General features: G+C 58.4%; 13 protein-coding genes and 1 riboswitch. Of the genes, 5 read left to right on the forward strand and 8 right to left on the reverse strand.

The genetic code is table 11. The annotated features are described in order from the left end of the window. A complete protein-coding gene (locus GTO91_RS09630) occupies positions 1–1,227 on the reverse strand; it encodes a DUF445 domain-containing protein (protein WP_161258348.1) in 1,227 nt (408 codons plus the stop codon). A 297-nt stretch (positions 1,228–1,524) separates the two neighbouring features. Here GTO91_RS09630 and GTO91_RS09635 point away from each other — a divergent pair, with 297 nt between their 5' ends. The 3 genes from GTO91_RS09635 (at position 1,525) to GTO91_RS09645 (ending at position 3,522) form a co-directional block, all read left to right on the forward strand. Then, positions 1,525–1,941 carry a metallopeptidase family protein gene (locus tag GTO91_RS09635; protein WP_161258350.1) on the forward strand — a complete coding sequence of 139 codons (417 nt, stop codon included), beginning with the start codon at positions 1,525–1,527 and terminating at the stop codon, positions 1,939–1,941. A gap of 325 nt (positions 1,942–2,266) precedes the next feature. Continuing rightward, positions 2,267–2,794 carry a signal peptidase I gene (gene lepB / locus GTO91_RS09640; RefSeq protein WP_161258352.1) on the forward strand — a complete coding sequence of 176 codons (528 nt, stop codon included), beginning with the start codon at positions 2,267–2,269 and terminating at the stop codon, positions 2,792–2,794. Further along, positions 2,794–3,522, forward strand: coding sequence for an FCD domain-containing protein (locus GTO91_RS09645; protein ID WP_161258354.1), 729 nt, complete (start codon positions 2,794–2,796; stop codon positions 3,520–3,522). Before lepB ends, GTO91_RS09645 begins: the two co-directional genes overlap by 1 nt. A gap of 367 nt (positions 3,523–3,889) precedes the next feature. On the opposite strand, the gene GTO91_RS09650 is transcribed toward GTO91_RS09645, so the two are convergent. Genes GTO91_RS09650 through pflB form a run of 3 tightly spaced genes read right to left on the reverse strand, consistent with a single transcriptional unit; the run spans position 3,890 to position 7,306 of the window. After that, on the reverse strand, positions 3,890–4,219 hold the full coding sequence (locus GTO91_RS09650) for a hypothetical protein (protein ID WP_161258356.1): 330 nt from the start codon (positions 4,217–4,219) through the stop codon (positions 3,890–3,892). A gap of 18 nt (positions 4,220–4,237) precedes the next feature. After that, positions 4,238–5,065, reverse strand: coding sequence for a pyruvate formate-lyase-activating protein (gene pflA, locus GTO91_RS09655; protein ID WP_235919438.1), 828 nt, complete (start codon positions 5,063–5,065; stop codon positions 4,238–4,240). Between the two features lie 12 nt (positions 5,066–5,077). After that, positions 5,078–7,306 carry a formate C-acetyltransferase gene (pflB, locus tag GTO91_RS09660; protein ID WP_235919471.1) on the reverse strand — a complete coding sequence of 743 codons (2,229 nt, stop codon included), beginning with the start codon at positions 7,304–7,306 and terminating at the stop codon, positions 5,078–5,080. Positions 7,307–7,515: 209 nt separating this feature from the next. Beyond that, a riboswitch (ZMP/ZTP riboswitch) is annotated at positions 7,516–7,600 on the reverse strand. Positions 7,601–7,847: 247 nt separating this feature from the next. On the opposite strand from pflB, the gene GTO91_RS09665 reads away from it, so the two are divergent. Next, complete coding sequence (locus GTO91_RS09665) at positions 7,848–8,603, forward strand: Dps family protein (protein WP_235919446.1); 756 nt, start codon at positions 7,848–7,850, stop codon at positions 8,601–8,603. Between the two features lie 113 nt (positions 8,604–8,716). Here GTO91_RS09665 and GTO91_RS09670 read toward each other — a convergent pair whose 3' ends face one another. The 4 genes from GTO91_RS09670 to GTO91_RS09685 all read right to left on the reverse strand — a co-directional run bounded on the left by GTO91_RS09670 (position 8,717) and on the right by GTO91_RS09685 (position 13,704). Continuing rightward, on the reverse strand, positions 8,717–10,789 hold the full coding sequence (locus GTO91_RS09670) for a methyl-accepting chemotaxis protein (protein WP_161258358.1): 2,073 nt from the start codon (positions 10,787–10,789) through the stop codon (positions 8,717–8,719). A 288-nt stretch (positions 10,790–11,077) separates the two neighbouring features. Continuing rightward, positions 11,078–11,545, reverse strand: coding sequence for a hypothetical protein (locus GTO91_RS09675; protein ID WP_161258361.1), 468 nt, complete (start codon positions 11,543–11,545; stop codon positions 11,078–11,080). Positions 11,546–11,595: 50 nt separating this feature from the next. Then, complete coding sequence (locus tag GTO91_RS09680; protein WP_161258363.1) at positions 11,596–12,180, reverse strand: hypothetical protein; 585 nt, start codon at positions 12,178–12,180, stop codon at positions 11,596–11,598. A gap of 30 nt (positions 12,181–12,210) precedes the next feature. Beyond that, entirely contained in the window at positions 12,211–13,704 is a 1,494-nt protein-coding gene (locus GTO91_RS09685) for an AAA family ATPase (RefSeq protein WP_161258366.1), read from the reverse strand. A gap of 197 nt (positions 13,705–13,901) precedes the next feature. Between GTO91_RS09685 and GTO91_RS09690 the strand changes: the two genes are divergently transcribed. Further along, positions 13,902–14,315 carry a DUF2512 family protein gene (locus tag GTO91_RS09690; protein WP_161258369.1) on the forward strand — a complete coding sequence of 138 codons (414 nt, stop codon included), beginning with the start codon at positions 13,902–13,904 and terminating at the stop codon, positions 14,313–14,315. Positions 14,316–14,491 lie beyond the last annotated feature (176 nt).

Raw genomic sequence — 14,491 nt, forward strand, 5'->3', positions numbered from 1 at the left:
TCACGGCAGCCAGAGGGTCGCCAGGTGGAGCAGCATGCCTGCCAGGCCGCCCACGACCGCCCCGTTGATCCGGATCATCTGCAGGTCATTGCCTGCCTTCGATTCAATCAGTTCCACCAGTTTTTCGTCACTGATCGACTGCAGGTTCTCCTGCACCAGTTTGCCGATCTCCTCATGGCGTTCGTCGATCCAGCGGAAGAGATGGACCTTCAACATCTCATCGAGGGCCTGCCTTCGTTCCCGATCATGGCGCAGTTCCGTCAACAGCCGTTCCAGGCGGCTGCGCAAGAGCTTCAACCACCGCGGGTGATCATCGCCGGAGCGCCCCGTTTGATCCTCCAGCAGTTCCGTCAACAGGGGACCCAGTTCCAGGCGCTGAATCAACGTCGCCTTCCAGGCCTCCACCTCGCGCTGCCGCTGCGGGTCGGAACGCAGTTCATCGACCCATCGGCGGATCTGCGCCTCCAAGCGCAACCGCTGCGGGTCGCCGGTTTTGCGGAATCCGTCCAGAAAGGCGGCGGCGCTGTCGACCAGTTGCGTCTCCGGCGTCTTGCCGGCAAGTCCAATGACGAGATCATCAAAAAAGCGACGGCGGCGCATCCCCGATTCGTAGGCGCTGCGGGTCTCCCGGACAAGACGAGCCAGTTCCCCTTTGACCAGGGGGTGGCGGACAAGGGTCTCCAACTCCCCGACGGCCACATCGATGAGCCGCCCCGCCTTGCCGCTGTCAAGGGCCCATTCCACACTGTCCGCCAGCACAGGCCACAGGGGCAGTCCCGAGAGCAGCGAGCGGGCCGCCTCTTCCAAGACGTCCTTCACCTTCCGATCCCGGAGCAGCGTCGACATGCCGGCCAGCATATCGCCCAGAGGCTGTTCCGCCTTCCGCCCCTCCCCAAGCAGGTGCGCGAAGATGGGTTCCGTCAGGTCGTACCGGTTCAACTGCTCTTTCAGCGTCTCCCGGGAAAGCAGTTCCTCTTTCACCATCGATACGAGGGCCTCGAAGATCCGCTCCCGGTTGCGGGGGATGATGGCGGTTCGCCAGGGGATGCCGAGGGGACGGCGAAAGAGGGCCGTCACAGCGAACCAGTCGGCCAACCCGCCGATCAAGGCGGCGCTGCAACCGCTGGCAACGAGGCCGCCGAAAAAGGTATCTTCAAAGGGGGTGCTGACCAGAAAGCCCGCCAGGGCAATCAGGAGGACCAGCGTGGCCGTATGCCGGTTATTCATCGTTCAAACCATCCATTTCCTACCGGGCGTTATCGAAGCCGCATCGGCGCTCGATTCCATTATCGCACACCGAATTCTATTTTGCTGCTTCCGACGAATTGCAGGCGAAATTCAGAGACGGGGCATAGGTTCCATCTCAGATCGTCCCATGAAAAGTATAAACGCTTTTTCAACATCCTTGTACGCTAAAATCCAGGCGTGAAAAAGAAATCGGCTCTTTTCTCCCTAGCAGAAGGTGAAAAAAGCGTCAGCGTAAAAAAATAATGAGAGATAGCAAACACCAAGGAGGCGTCCGCCATGTCCATCCCCTTCGATATCGACCGCTTCGCCGATCTGGCCGAAGAGATGATCGCCCAGATCCCGGAAAAATTCCTTCGCCGTCTCAACGGCGGAATCCATATCCAACCGGACACCATCCAGGATGATGAGGGTTTTTTTATCCTGGGCGAGTGTTTCTTCGATGAGTATCTCGGTCACTGGATCAACATCTACCACGGCTCTTTTGCGGGATGTTTTGCCGAGGAGCCATCCGAGGTCTGGGAGGATGAACTGTACGAGACGATCCTCCACGAGCTTTGCCACCACCTGGAAGACCTGGCCGGCGCCGATGACCTGCTCAGAGAGGAAATGGCCGAGTTGGAAGCCTGGCGCGCCGAGAGAGAAAACGAAAAAACCGCCGCGCCTCTAGAGCGCGACGGCGTGACCGAAAGCTAGTCGTTGCAGCAACAGCGGCAACGGACGACAGCAGTTTGACCGGGTCGTAGATTGATGACTCTCACACGGCGGCGGCGACGGCATCTTCTTCGACTCATGGCGGTTTACCCCCCTCTCGGTCAGTTATACTGTACTATATGGAGGGAGGCAAAAATTGGTTCGCCCTTTTTTCATGTCGCCCTTGCACTTTTTGCTTCGTCACGGCGTAATCTATTCTCTTTGCGGTCATGGTATAATCAACGTGTTTTGAGGCATGGATCTTGGCAATCAGACAATCGTCCCCGCTATCATGGACTATCAACCATCGCCAAGGAGTTGATGAAACATGAAAACAACCTTTTCTTGGCTGCGAGAATATCTGCTGCCTTTCGCCATCGCCATTGTCCTGTCTCTTCTCATCCGGACCCAGGTCGGCGAGGCCAGGTACATCCCCAGCGAATCCATGCTCCCCACCCTCCAGGTCAATGACGTGGTGATCATCGATCGCATGCATCACCAGTACGAACGGGGAGACATCGTCACCTTCGACCCTCCCGCGGCGGCTAAAAAGGATGATGTGCTGATCAAGCGCGTCATCGGCCTTCCCGGCGAAACGGTGGAGGTGCGCAGGGGTCACGTCTACATCGACGATCAATTGCTGGAAGAACCTTATATCAAAGCGCCCTTCTCCGGCAGTTTCGGCCCCTTGACAGTCCCGGCAGGCGAATACTTCCTCATGGGCGACAACCGAGACAACAGCTTCGACAGCCGCTACTTCGGGACCGTTCCCGAAAAAAACATCCTCGGCGAGGCCGTGGCGAAGGTTTATCCCTTCAGCAAGGCCGGTTCCCTGAAAGACAACGGGGCAAATTAATGCTCTCTCACAAAGAAGCGCAGGAACAGGCCATACTATCCGTGATCCAAGAAAGCCCTGAGCCGGTCGGTTCCGGCAGCATCCGCGCGGAAGCCGCCCGGCGCGGCCTGGAAATGAGCGAAGCTACCGTCGGTCGGCTACTGAAAGACCTGGACGATAAGGGTTACACCGTGCGCCAGGGATTTCAGGGACGCCGGCTGACCGACGCAGGAAAAAAGCGTCTCATCGCCTTGAACCAGCGCTTGGAGCAGTCCTCTCTCAGCATGGAACTGGTCGACGCGCTGAGCAAGGAGAGAAAAAAGACCCTGCTCGATATGATGGTGGCCCGCAGGGCCATCGAGGGAGAAATCACTGCCATCGCCGCCCAGTCGATCACACCGGACGAGGTGGCCGAAATGGAACAGATCCTGCGCGAGCAGGAGCGGCTGTGCGCACAGGGGCGCCTGGCTTTTGACCAGGACATCGCCTTTCATAAAGCCCTGGCCCGCGCCTGCCGCAATCCTGTTCTTGAAAAGGCGCTTGAACTGATTTACCAGTCGGGACGCTACTCCCTCACCCTCGAAGAGATCCGCCGTGAGGTCTACGACGGTATCATGGCCGATCACCGGAAGATTTTCGACGCCATCCGGCGCGGCGCCCCGGAAGCCGCGCGAGCCGCCATGGTCACCCATCTGGAAAACGTGATTCGCGATATCGAACGACTGTGGCAAAAACACGATCTGGAATAATTCGTCAGAAAAATACCAAAATATACATTCATCAAAAAAAGAGGATTCGGGAACCAGTAGGGGGAATAATAAATATCACCACTCATCACTGATGAGGAGCGACTTCACTTAGCCAATTACTCTTTGTTCCGACGATATAAGCCTTTTATCCCCCAACGGCCGTTTATCGGCCGCTTTTTTTTGTGCAAAAGTCCTTTTCATCATAGCCTGCGACCCGACGGGTCATGAGAGTTTTTTCTGAAAATCGAAGGGAGTCAGCCTGTTACGGCTGTCTGAAGCGCGAAAGACCCCGGCCCTCCTTGTAGGTACGCGGGGTCTTTCTGCTTTTTAATTTGCCTGGGGAAATTCAAAAGGCCTCTATATTCCGTCAGTCTTGAACAATCTCCACCGCCCCCGACTGTTCCATCATCGCACGGACCCGGTCGATCTCATGGCGCGGCATCTTGAAGGCGACGACGAAGCCCTCCTTATCATCCAACCCTTCGACGCCGTCGCCGAAGGTTTCCACCTCTCCCAGACCGTCCCGCTCGGTCTTCAAAAAGGGCAGATCATGGGCAGCCTCGGCAAAGTTGTCGAAGGCCTGCTCCTCCCAGAGATTGCTGATGATCATATCCTTCCGGTCGAAGCCGCCGTTTCTGAGGGTGTCCACGAGGGCGCTGACCTGTTCCTTGTTCATAAAGCGGGCGATTAAGCGCAATGTCGCCACCTCCGGGCATTAGTATGACCCGTCTGTGTTCACACCATAACGCCTCGCTGCGTCCCAGGCCCGCTCCATCCCTTCACGCTCCGGCGGTTCCACGCCTGCCAGCGGATCCTCAATCCCCATCTCACGCCGCTTCTCGCTGCCCAGACGATGAAAAGGCAGGAAGGTCAACCGCTGCACATTCCCCATCGAGGCCGCAAACCGGCACAAGCCGTCCAGGTCTTCTTCGCTATCCGTATACCCCGGAACAAGCACATGGCGGATCCAGACCGGAATCTCCCGCTCCGCCAGCAATTGCGCAAAGGCCAGGATCTTGGCGTTGCCCACCCCGGTCAACCGGCGGTGATGGAATGGGTCGATCTGCTTGATGTCGAGCAGGACCAGGTCCGTGTAGGGCAAAAAACGTTCCGCCGCCTCCCGCTCACAATAACCGGAGGTGTCCAGGCAGGTACGGATCCCCTCTTCCCGGCAAGCCTGGAAAAGAGCGGCCACAAAGTCGGCCTGCATGGCTGGTTCGCCGCCGGAGACGGTGAGGCCGCCGCCGGAGGCGCGAAAATAGGGCCGGTAACGCCGGATGTCGGCCATCACCTCGTCGACGGACTGCAGCCGGCCTGACGCCGGGTCCCAGGTGTCACAGTTGTGGCAGTAGAGGCAGCGCAGCGGGCAGCCGCTCAAGAAGAGGACATAGCGGAGGCCGGGGCCGTCGACGGCTCCGCAGGTCTCGACAGAATGAATACGGCCATAAACGCGCCTCGTTGCTGTCAAAGATTCGGAGGAAGTTCTTGGAGCCGTTTCTAGTGCTGTTTGCCGCCCCTGATGAAAAGGCATTGTAACGCTCATCCCATCCACCTCCTACACCCGCTCAAAGAAGGTGCGCCGGATCACGTCAAGTTGCTGTTCCCGCGTCAGCTTGATGAAATTGACGGCGTAACCGGAGACGCGAACCGTCAACTGGGGGTACTTTTCCGGGTGGTCCATGGCGTCGAGGAGCGTCTCCCGGTCTAAGACATTCACGTTGATGTGATGGCCGCCTTGCTGGAAAAAGCCGTCGACAACGGACGTCAGGTTGGCCCGACGCTCTTCCGAGGTAGTCCCCAGGGCTTGCGGAATGATCGAAAAGGTGTAGGAGATGCCGTCCTGGCAGTCGCCATAAGGCAGTTTGGCTACCGAGTTCAGCGCCGCCAGCGCGCCCCGGCGGTCGCGCCCGTAGACGGGGTTGGCCCCCGGCGGGAAGGCTTCGCCGGCCTTGCGGCCGTCCGGCGTGGCGCCCGTCTTTTTGCCGTAGACGATGTTCGAGGTGATCGTCAGCACGCTCAAGGTCGGCACAGCGCCGCGGTAGGCCTTGCAGCGGCGCAGCTTCTCCATGAACCGCTGGACCACGTCGACGGCGATGGCGTCGGCCCTGGCGTCGTCATTGCCATAGGCGGGGTAGTCGCCCTCGACCTCGTAGCCGACAGCCAGGCCGGTCTCATTGCGGATGACGCGCACACGGGCATGCTTGATCGCCGACAGGGAATCAGCGACAACAGCCAGCCCGGCGAGGCCGCAGGCCATCGTGCGCAGCATGTCGCGGTCATGGAGCGCCATCTGTGCGCGCTCGTAGGCGTAGCGGTCATGCATGGCATGGATGATGTTGAGCATGTCCATATAGAGCCGCGCCGTCCAGCCGAGGAAGGCGTCGAAGCGGTCCATCACCGCATCGTAGTCGAGGATGTCGCCCTCGATAGGGGCCAGGCGCGGACCGACCTGCTCCCCCGTCTTTTCATCGCGCCCGCCGTTGATGGCATAGAGCAAGGCCTTGGCCAAGTTGGCCCTGGCGCCGAAAAACTGCATCTGCTTACCCAGGCGCATGGCCGACACGCAGCAGGCGATGCCGTAATCGTCCCCCCAGTAGGGGCGCATCAGGTCGTCGTTCTCATACTGGATCGCCGAGGTGACGATGGACAGGTCCGCGCAGAAGCGCTTGAAGTTTTCCGGCAACTGTTCCGACCAGAGGACGGTCAGGTTCGGTTCCGGCGCCGGGCCGAGGTTATGCAGGCTGTACAGGATGCGGTAGCTGTTTTTGGTCACCAGCGTCCGTCCGTCAAGGCCCATGCCGCCGACACTCTCGGTCACCCAGGTCGGATCGCCGCTAAACAGTTCGTTGTAGGCAGGCGGGCGGAGAAAGCGCACCATGCGCAATTTGATCACGAAGTCATCCATCAGTTCCTGGGCGGCTTCCTCGGTCAGGGTTCCCCGCCGCAGGTCCCGTTCCAGGTAGATGTCGAGGAAGGTGGAGACGCGGCCGATGCTCATGGCGGCGCCGTTTTGCTCCTGCACCGCCGCTAGGTAAGCGAAGTAGAGCCACTGGATCGCCTCCCGGCCATCGGCGGCGGGACGGCGGATGTCATAGCCGTAGGCGGCGGCCATGTCAGCCATCTCCGTCAAAGCGGCTATCTGCTCGCCCAGTTCCTCCCGCAGCCGGATCGCTTCTTCATCCATCCCGGAAGCGCCCACAGCATCCAATTCCGCCCGTTTCGTTTCAATCAAGCGGTCCACGCCGTAAAGAGCGACGCGGCGGTAGTCGCCGATGATCCGGCCGCGCCCGTAGGCGTCAGGCAACCCCGTGATCAGGCCGAGCCGCCGGACCTGGCGCATCTCCGGTGTGTAGGCTTCCATGACAGCCTGGTTGTGGGTCTTGCGGTGGTGGGTGTAGATCTCCTCTATGCGGGGATCCAGCGAATAGCCGTAGGCCTCGCAAGCCTGGCGGGTCATGCGGATCCCGCCCCTGGGGAGGACGGCCCTTTTCAACGGCGCGTCCGTCTGCAAGCCCACGATGCGTTCCAGGTCCTTGTCGATATAGCCGGGGCCGTGGGCGCCGATGCCCCCGATCGTCTCCGTATCCACATCAAGGACGCCGCCCCGCTCCCGCTCCTGCCGCATCAGTTCAGAAACTTTTGACCAGAGCGCCCGCGTCCGTTCCCTCAGTCCAGCCAAAAAAGCGGCGTCACCGCTGTAGGGCCGGTAGTTATCTTGAATGAACTGGCGCACATCGATCGATTCGCGCCAGCGATTGCCACGAAAATCCGCCCAGGGATGCAACACGCCCTGCTGCTTCTCCGCAAAGGTTTCCGGATTCTCTTTCACCCGTTCGATATCTTGCTTAAAGGTGAACCCTTTAAATTGCTGATGGATCTGTTCCATAACTGACATAACCAAACCCCTCCCGACATCAAAAGTTTTTGAGGATGCAATGCATCCATCGATGTCGGGCGGGCTTTCGTTTTTTAAAAAGCAAAAACCGCCCGGACATCGATTGCCCAGGCGGTCGGCATGTTTTCTTATCAGCCGCGCTCCCTGTGGTGAACTCCACTTCCGCCAGTCGCGCGACCCCTTGATTGTCTTGTTAATTGCATTGTATCCCGGTCCTGCCGGTTCGTCAATACCGTTCAGGCTGCTACGGGCTCCAACCCGTTTCTGCTCCATTGCCCCATTACGCCATTGAACCACCATTTCCTACATAGTTCGGCTGAACAGGGTGAAAATAAAGCCAAAGCTAGACAGGGGCCAAAAAAGCAACCAGTCAAAAGGAATCACGCATTCAAGAACAAACAAGAACAAATTTGAAGGAGGAGTTCCACCCATGCACCCCATGCAGCCCTACACCCCGGTGAACAACCAGGTTCCCCAGGATATCAACGCAGTCATGACGGGGATGCGCAACTTTCACGGCAACTTCAACCTGAACGCCTCCGGGTTTAACCCCCAAATGCCCGGCCACGGGACCCACCACGCCATGATCCTGCGGCAGGAGCCGCGCACCGTCAAAAAAATCGGCGCCGGGATCGGCCTCCCCTATGAGGTGCGCCTGGAAATGGCCCTGATGCTCGACGACCACCAGTGCGCCCTGACCATTGCCTTGCACCAGTACAACAAGCACCACTGGATGACCGAAGGCGCCGAGGCTTTTCTGAGCCTCCACGAACTGCTGAACGAACACCGGGAAAAGACGAACGATCATATCGACATGATCGGCGAACGGGTCACCCGCCTCGGCGGCGTCCCCACGGCCCACCCCGTCACCCAGCATGAACTGTCCTACATCAAGCATGAGGTGGAAGGCCGCTATACCGTTCGCGACTTCATCCGCAACGACCTGGAGCATGAACTGAAGATCCAGGAGATGATGCGGCGGCAGATCACCCGGGCGCATGAACTGAAGGATTTCGGAACAGTAGAGGTATTGGAGGAGGTGCTGAAAGATCGGGAGGATCTGGGCTACCACCTCTACAGTGTCCTCGAAGACGACACCCTGGTCCGTGGCATGGGACACTTGATGGATCAAAAGTATGACCGCGCCGGCGACCGGCCGATGGATCCCGGGAGCAAGTTGCAGTAACAGAATTCGTTCCCGAGTTCGAAAAATAGCAGCAAGCCCGTGGTCTCCATGAAAAGAGCCACGGGCTTGGTCACTTCAATGTCTTACGTAGATATTTCAGAAAAGCCGTTATCTCACCGACCCACCTTCTCGATCAACCGATCCAGCAGCCCCAGCACCATCTCGGAATTCTGCTCTAATTCCTTGTACTGGCGCTCCGCCTCGGCGCGGTTGCCGGCGTGGAAGGCGATGACGGCCTTGACGGCGCAGTCGTGGACCTTGTGGTGCGGCCCATCCATGGCGATGAAGTCAGGATCGCCTTTTAAGGCATTGTCGCCGAAGTACCACCGGCCCAGGCGGCATTCCTGGTGGGAGTTGACCTCGTCCGGTTGGATCTCGATGACGCCCTTTAGCATGTTTTCGATGCGAAGTTTCCAGAGCAGGTGGTCCGATTTCGCCTTGGTCAGGATCTGCACCGACGTCAGGCTGCCATCGTTTTCGATTTTGAAGCGGTGGATGGAGTTCATCAGTTCGTTGGCGACGGCGCTCGTCTCCTCCGACCCGGCGGCGATCGTCTCCATGGCCGCCGTCGTCTCCTCCACAGCCGCCGATACCTCATGGATATGTATATTGACATTTTCAATGGCTGTCGCAACGGAATCAATGAGTTTCACAATCTTGTCGGAACTCGCCACATTCTCTGCCGTCACGCTGACGATGTTCTGCACGGCCTGCTCCGTATGTCGGACCGCATCGAGGATGTTTTCCAGGGCTTTGCCGGCCTTCTGCACGACGATCACACCGGCGTCTGCCTCTTCGCGGCTTTGCACCGTGGCGGCTACGGCTGCAGTCGTGCTCTCGGTGATTTTACCGATCAGTTGGCTGACCTCCCAGGCGCCCTTGTTGGACTGTTCGGCCAACTTCCGCACCTCATCGGCGACGACAGCGAAACCGCGTCCCGCCTCCCCGGCGCGGGCGGCTTCAATGGAGGCGTTGAAGGCCAGCAGGTTCGTTTGCTCGGCGATCCCCGTGATCATGTCGGAAATCGTCCGGATCTGCTTCGAATACTCCCCTAGGGTGCTCATGATCTCTTCTGTTTCCACGGTCTTTTCCTTGATTCTGCGCATCCGTCCGATCGTTTCGGCGACAGTCTCCTTGCCCGTGTCGGCCGCTTCGATCATGACATGCGAGTTTTCCGAGGCCTTCTGCGCCTGGGTGCGGGCGATCTGGATCAGGGAAGACAGTTCCAGCAGGACCGAAGAGGCGTCCACGATCGCTTGGTTACCCTGCTCCGTCTCATCGGTAACCGAGTGGATATTGTTGGCGATTTCCTGGATGGAGGCGGACACCTCTTCGCTCGACGCCGCCAATTCCTGCGAACTCGCCGCTAGATTTTCGGCGGCTTCGCGGATCATGCCGACCGTATCGGCTTGATTGCCCACCATCTGGTTAAAAGTCGCGGTCATCTGACCGACTTCATCGGTCGAACGGACATTGCCGTAAGCCGTCAAATCGCCAGCGCCCACACGGGTCATGCACATCTGCAACTCGCTGATCGGAGCGGTTAGGGACCGGGTGATCAACGAGCCGATCAGGTAACAGACGAGCATCAGCAGGGCCGTCGTGATGATGACGGTGATGTTGGTCTGATTGGTCAATTTTTCAATCTCGTGATACAGGCCTTCTGCGACCTGCTGGTTGTGTTCGGCTATCTCCTGTCGCATCGAAATGACCTTGGTAAACTCAAACTGATTTCCCCGAAAAACAGCTGTCGCCTCTTCCGTCCTTCCCTCAAGAGCCAGTTGGATCACCATTTTACGGACACTTCTCGTGTATCCCAGCGACGTTTCCAACTCGGCCATCTTTTGTATCTCAAAGTCGTCAAGCCTGGTTTGTTTGTATCTCTCCTGCAAGTCATTGATGACGGCTGTGTTCTTATCAATCCCCTGGACGAGTGTTTTCTTCAGTTCCCCGTCGCGGGTAATGATGATTTCCCACATCTTCGCTTCGTTGTCCCGGGCGAGGGCGCGGACTTCGCCCATCCACTCCACAGGCAGCAGCCGGTCTCTGTACATCTCCTGAGCGTCCCGGGTGATCAGGGAGAGGAAGTAATAGTTCACACCGCCCATGACGATGAGAAACCCTAAGACGAAAAGGGTGTATACGAGCAACTTATTGGAGATCTTCAGTTTGTTCAGCCAAGACACACCGATCCCTCCTCCGTTTTCTTCCGCCATCTCCGTTCCGTCTCCGCCGGTTTTTTCTGCTGTAACCAGCGGTAATGTCCGCAGGGATTCATACAAAGACTAATAATATCTTTTTCATTATATAGCACATACAGGTTAAGCACAATTTAAGAATCGGTAACGCTTCAACAATAGCAAGAAAGGACGCGTTTCACTTAATGATATTTATTATTGGTTCTTATGATGCCTAAAGTCAAAGAACCCCCGGGAACGGGTTTGTCCGCTCCGAGGGGTTCCTTTCCTTCCGCCCTAAAACCGGAAGACGCGCAGGCGCTCCGGCTCGGATTCCTGCGCAGGCGGCGGCTCATCTATTGTCACCACAGCCGGCGTTACGACAGCGGGCGTTGTCACAACCGGACAGTCAGGGTAGCCGGCTTTGGGAAGGGTAAAACCATAGAGCCCATTCAGCCGGAACAACTCCTCCGGCTCAAAAGCCCGCCGTTCCAGGATGGCGGCGACAAGGGCGTCGATGGCCGGCAGGCGCTCTTTGTCGTCGGGCGTTAGGAACCGGTAGAAGACCATGCTGAAAAAGGGATCGCCCAGGAGGTCATAGTCGAGCAGTTCGTTCCGCTGCTGCTGCAGGTCTTGCAGCAGCCATTCCAAGGTTTCCGCCGACGGGCGCTCACAGTAGCAGATCGGGAAAAGGCGGTCGACCTGCCGCTGCCGGTACTTGGCGGAACCGATCCACATTTTTTTCAACTTCTCTATCAGGGACATGGCGCTCCCCCTTCCCGCTGCAAATTAACCCTATAAAACTCTCGACGAGATTATCCGCAGAAATACCGCCCCCGGACGCGCAATTTTTTCAAGGTCTCATCGCTGCCCCAGAAAGCGCCCGTCTTCTGATGCTCCTGGATGTCCCCCAGGGCCTGTTCCAGTTCAAAAAACTTCATGCAGGCCTCGCCGGTGATGTGCTGGGGCTGGCAACGGATGCTGCCGCCGCCATGGCACTCGATGCGCAAAGCGCTGCCGTCGCTGTCTCGCGCCAGGACGACGAGGGCGCCCTCCTCGGCTTGTTCCGACACGGCGTAGCCCCGTTTGAGCGCCTCGATTTTGGCCAGTTCGGCTGTGTAGTACTTGAGTAACAGTTCCGCCTCCCGGCCGAGGTAGCGGGAGACATGATCGCCCTCCCAGTCGGCTTCGATCCGGTAGCCGCCCGCCCCTTCTTCCGCCGGAACGAGGGCGGCGTCATACTTGCCTGGCAGGCGGATCACGAAATCCTTCTGTTTCCGGCCAAAGTAGTAGCGGCACAGGTCGTTCTCGCGCAGTTCAAAACCCATGCGCGCCACGGCCTTGCGCAGGGCCTCCATATTGGTCACCGACTGGCTGAGGATTTGCGTGAAATGGCTCATGCAACCTCTTTCCTTTCGAAAAGGCTTCCTTCAGGCGCCGGCCCCATTGGCCAGCCGCGCCGCCTGGCGTCCCCACTCGCGCAACGCAATGATGCGCTCGCGCGTCATCTCGCTTTCCGACATGGGTATAATCGTGCGGGCAGCCTCCAGAATATCGGCAGCGGTCACCTCGCGGCGGTTGTCGCTCCAGGCGTGGAACATGCCCAGCACGACGGCCTCCTCGATCTCGGCGCCGGAGAAGCCTTCCGTCGCCTTGGCCAATTCGTCGACGGCGAACTGCTCTGGATCTCGCTTGCGCCGCCGCAGTTGGGCGGCGATGACCTGGCGCCGCTCCTGTTCATCGGGCAGGTCAACGAAGAAGATCTCGTCGAAGCGCCCCTTGCGCAGAAACTCCGGCGGCAGTTGGCTGATATCGTTGGCTGTGGCGACGACAAAGACAGGGCTCGTCTTTTCCTGCATCCAGGTGAGAAAATGGCCGAAAACACGGGCTGTCACGCCCGAGTCGGTGCGGTTGCTCGACTGCACCCCGGCGAGACCTTTCTCGATCTCGTCGATCCAGAGGACCACGGGAGAGACGGCTTCGGCCACCGCCAAAGCCCGCCGTGTGTTGGCCTCCGTCTCACCGACAAAGGAACTGAAGAGGCGGCCGGCGTCGAGCCGCAAGAGCGGCTTTTGCCACTCCGAAGCGAGCGCTTTGGCAGACAGGCTCTTGCCGCAGCCAGGCACCCCGACGAGGAGGACGCCCCGGGGAAAGGGCAATCCATAGGCCTGGGCCTCCGGCGAGAAAGCGGAGACGCGGGTGCGCAGCCACTGCTTCAACTGAGAGAGGCCGCCGACGGCCGACATATCGAGATCATGGCCGATAATCTCCAGGACCCCGCTTTTGAGGATGATCTGTTCCTTTTCTTTCATAATCACCGGCGGATCGAAGTTACCGGAGGTGACCAGGGAGAGGGCGAAGGCGTTCTCCGCCTCGCTAATCGTCAACCCCAGGGCTGCATCGGCGACGGCGGTGATGTTCTCCGGCGGCGCCACGCCAGCCGCCTGGGCCACATGATGGATGACAGCCTCCAACTCCTCGCGGCGGGGAAAGGGGATGGTCGTCATGACGATCTCCCGCGCCAGTTCAACGGGGATGTCCATCTGGGCTGAGATGAAGACGAAGACGATGCCCCGCCGCTTCATCTCCTGAAAGGTGTCTTTGGCGGTGCGCCACACGTCAGGGGAGCGCCAGTAGGGGTGGTAATCCAATAAGCAGTAGATGGTGTTGGTCGGCAATTGGGCCGCCTTTTTCAGCGCCTCTACCGGATCGGGCGCCTTGATTTTAAAGTCAAACATGCCGCCCAGACCGGCGAGGGCCTTTTTATTGACATGCAGCATTTGCAGGTGTTTGGAGGAACTCCACTGGGCGAGGTGCATGCCATAGCGCTCGGCGATGCGCCGGCATTCGGCGACGACGCGGTTCTCTTCCGGAGACAGGACGGCCACAGCAGGGTAGCCAGACTTGATATAGTTTTCGAGCATACAAGTCCTCGCTTTCAATATTGGTATCGATTCCTATTTTCGCTTTGCGAAGGATTTTTCCTGCTGAGGCAAGGAAAATTTGCCCTTTCCCAAGCAAAGGGGCTCTTACTACATTGATGCCGCCGAGGCGTCCCATTGTTCTATTGCTCGTATAATGCCTGCCGCTCCTGGGAAAAATGGCAGGCGGAGGTGTGCAAATGAGTCATACTGCAACGGCACTGTTCGCCAAGTTTCTGATGACGCTGGTCGTGTCAGGTATCACTTTGGGTTATATCGCCGGGAGCACCTGGTGGGGCATCCTGCTCTTCAGTGTGGCGGCGACGGCACTCAACTACCTGCTGGGCGATCTGATCGTCCTTCCCCGGATGGGCAACCTGATCGCCTCTGCCGGCGATGGCCTTTTGGCGGCGGTGACCGCCTATGTCCTGACCTTTTTCATCACCGGTTTGCGCACGACAACCCCTGCCTTGGTGCTGTTGGCCCTGCTGGTGGCGATCGGCGAATATGTCTTCCACATGTACCTGCGCGCAGACAGAAAGGTTCAGCCCAAGGGGATTGCTGGTTCTTCGCTTTTTGGGTGGAACATGAGACCAAGTTGTGATATACTGTAAGTAATCGCATAGGGTTTTTGAGGAGGAGTCTGTCACCACGGGCTCCCTTTCTTTTTATCCCGTTTTTTCTCCGATAAAAATCGAATCATGAAGGGGCGATTATTGGATGGCGATCATTTTTCACACCTGCAATCTAGTCCGCAAAAAGTTCCAATCGAAGCAAGAGCGCCTGAAGC

It is taken from the genome of Heliomicrobium undosum (assembly GCF_009877425.1).
In the GTDB taxonomy this organism is placed as follows: Bacteria; Bacillota; Desulfitobacteriia; order Heliobacteriales; family Heliobacteriaceae; genus Heliomicrobium; species Heliomicrobium undosum.

What these genes read in the sequence shown, in the direction of transcription:
- GTO91_RS09630 (WP_161258348.1), bottom strand. Translation starts at nt 1,227, where the DNA reads ATGAATAACCGGCATACGGCCACGCTGGTCCTCCTGATTGCCCTGGCG.
- GTO91_RS09635 (WP_161258350.1), top strand. Translation starts at nt 1,525, where the DNA reads ATGTCCATCCCCTTCGATATCGACCGCTTCGCCGATCTGGCCGAAGAG.
- lepB (WP_161258352.1), top strand. Translation starts at nt 2,267, where the DNA reads ATGAAAACAACCTTTTCTTGGCTGCGAGAATATCTGCTGCCTTTCGCC.
- GTO91_RS09645 (WP_161258354.1), top strand. Translation starts at nt 2,794, where the DNA reads ATGCTCTCTCACAAAGAAGCGCAGGAACAGGCCATACTATCCGTGATC.
- pflA (WP_235919438.1), bottom strand. Translation starts at nt 5,065, where the DNA reads ATGAGCGTTACAATGCCTTTTCATCAGGGGCGGCAAACAGCACTAGAA.
- GTO91_RS09665 (WP_235919446.1), top strand. Translation starts at nt 7,848, where the DNA reads ATGCACCCCATGCAGCCCTACACCCCGGTGAACAACCAGGTTCCCCAG.
- GTO91_RS09675 (WP_161258361.1), bottom strand. Translation starts at nt 11,545, where the DNA reads ATGTCCCTGATAGAGAAGTTGAAAAAAATGTGGATCGGTTCCGCCAAG.
- GTO91_RS09680 (WP_161258363.1), bottom strand. Translation starts at nt 12,180, where the DNA reads ATGAGCCATTTCACGCAAATCCTCAGCCAGTCGGTGACCAATATGGAG.
- GTO91_RS09685 (WP_161258366.1), bottom strand. Translation starts at nt 13,704, where the DNA reads ATGCTCGAAAACTATATCAAGTCTGGCTACCCTGCTGTGGCCGTCCTG.
- GTO91_RS09690 (WP_161258369.1), top strand. Translation starts at nt 13,902, where the DNA reads ATGAGTCATACTGCAACGGCACTGTTCGCCAAGTTTCTGATGACGCTG.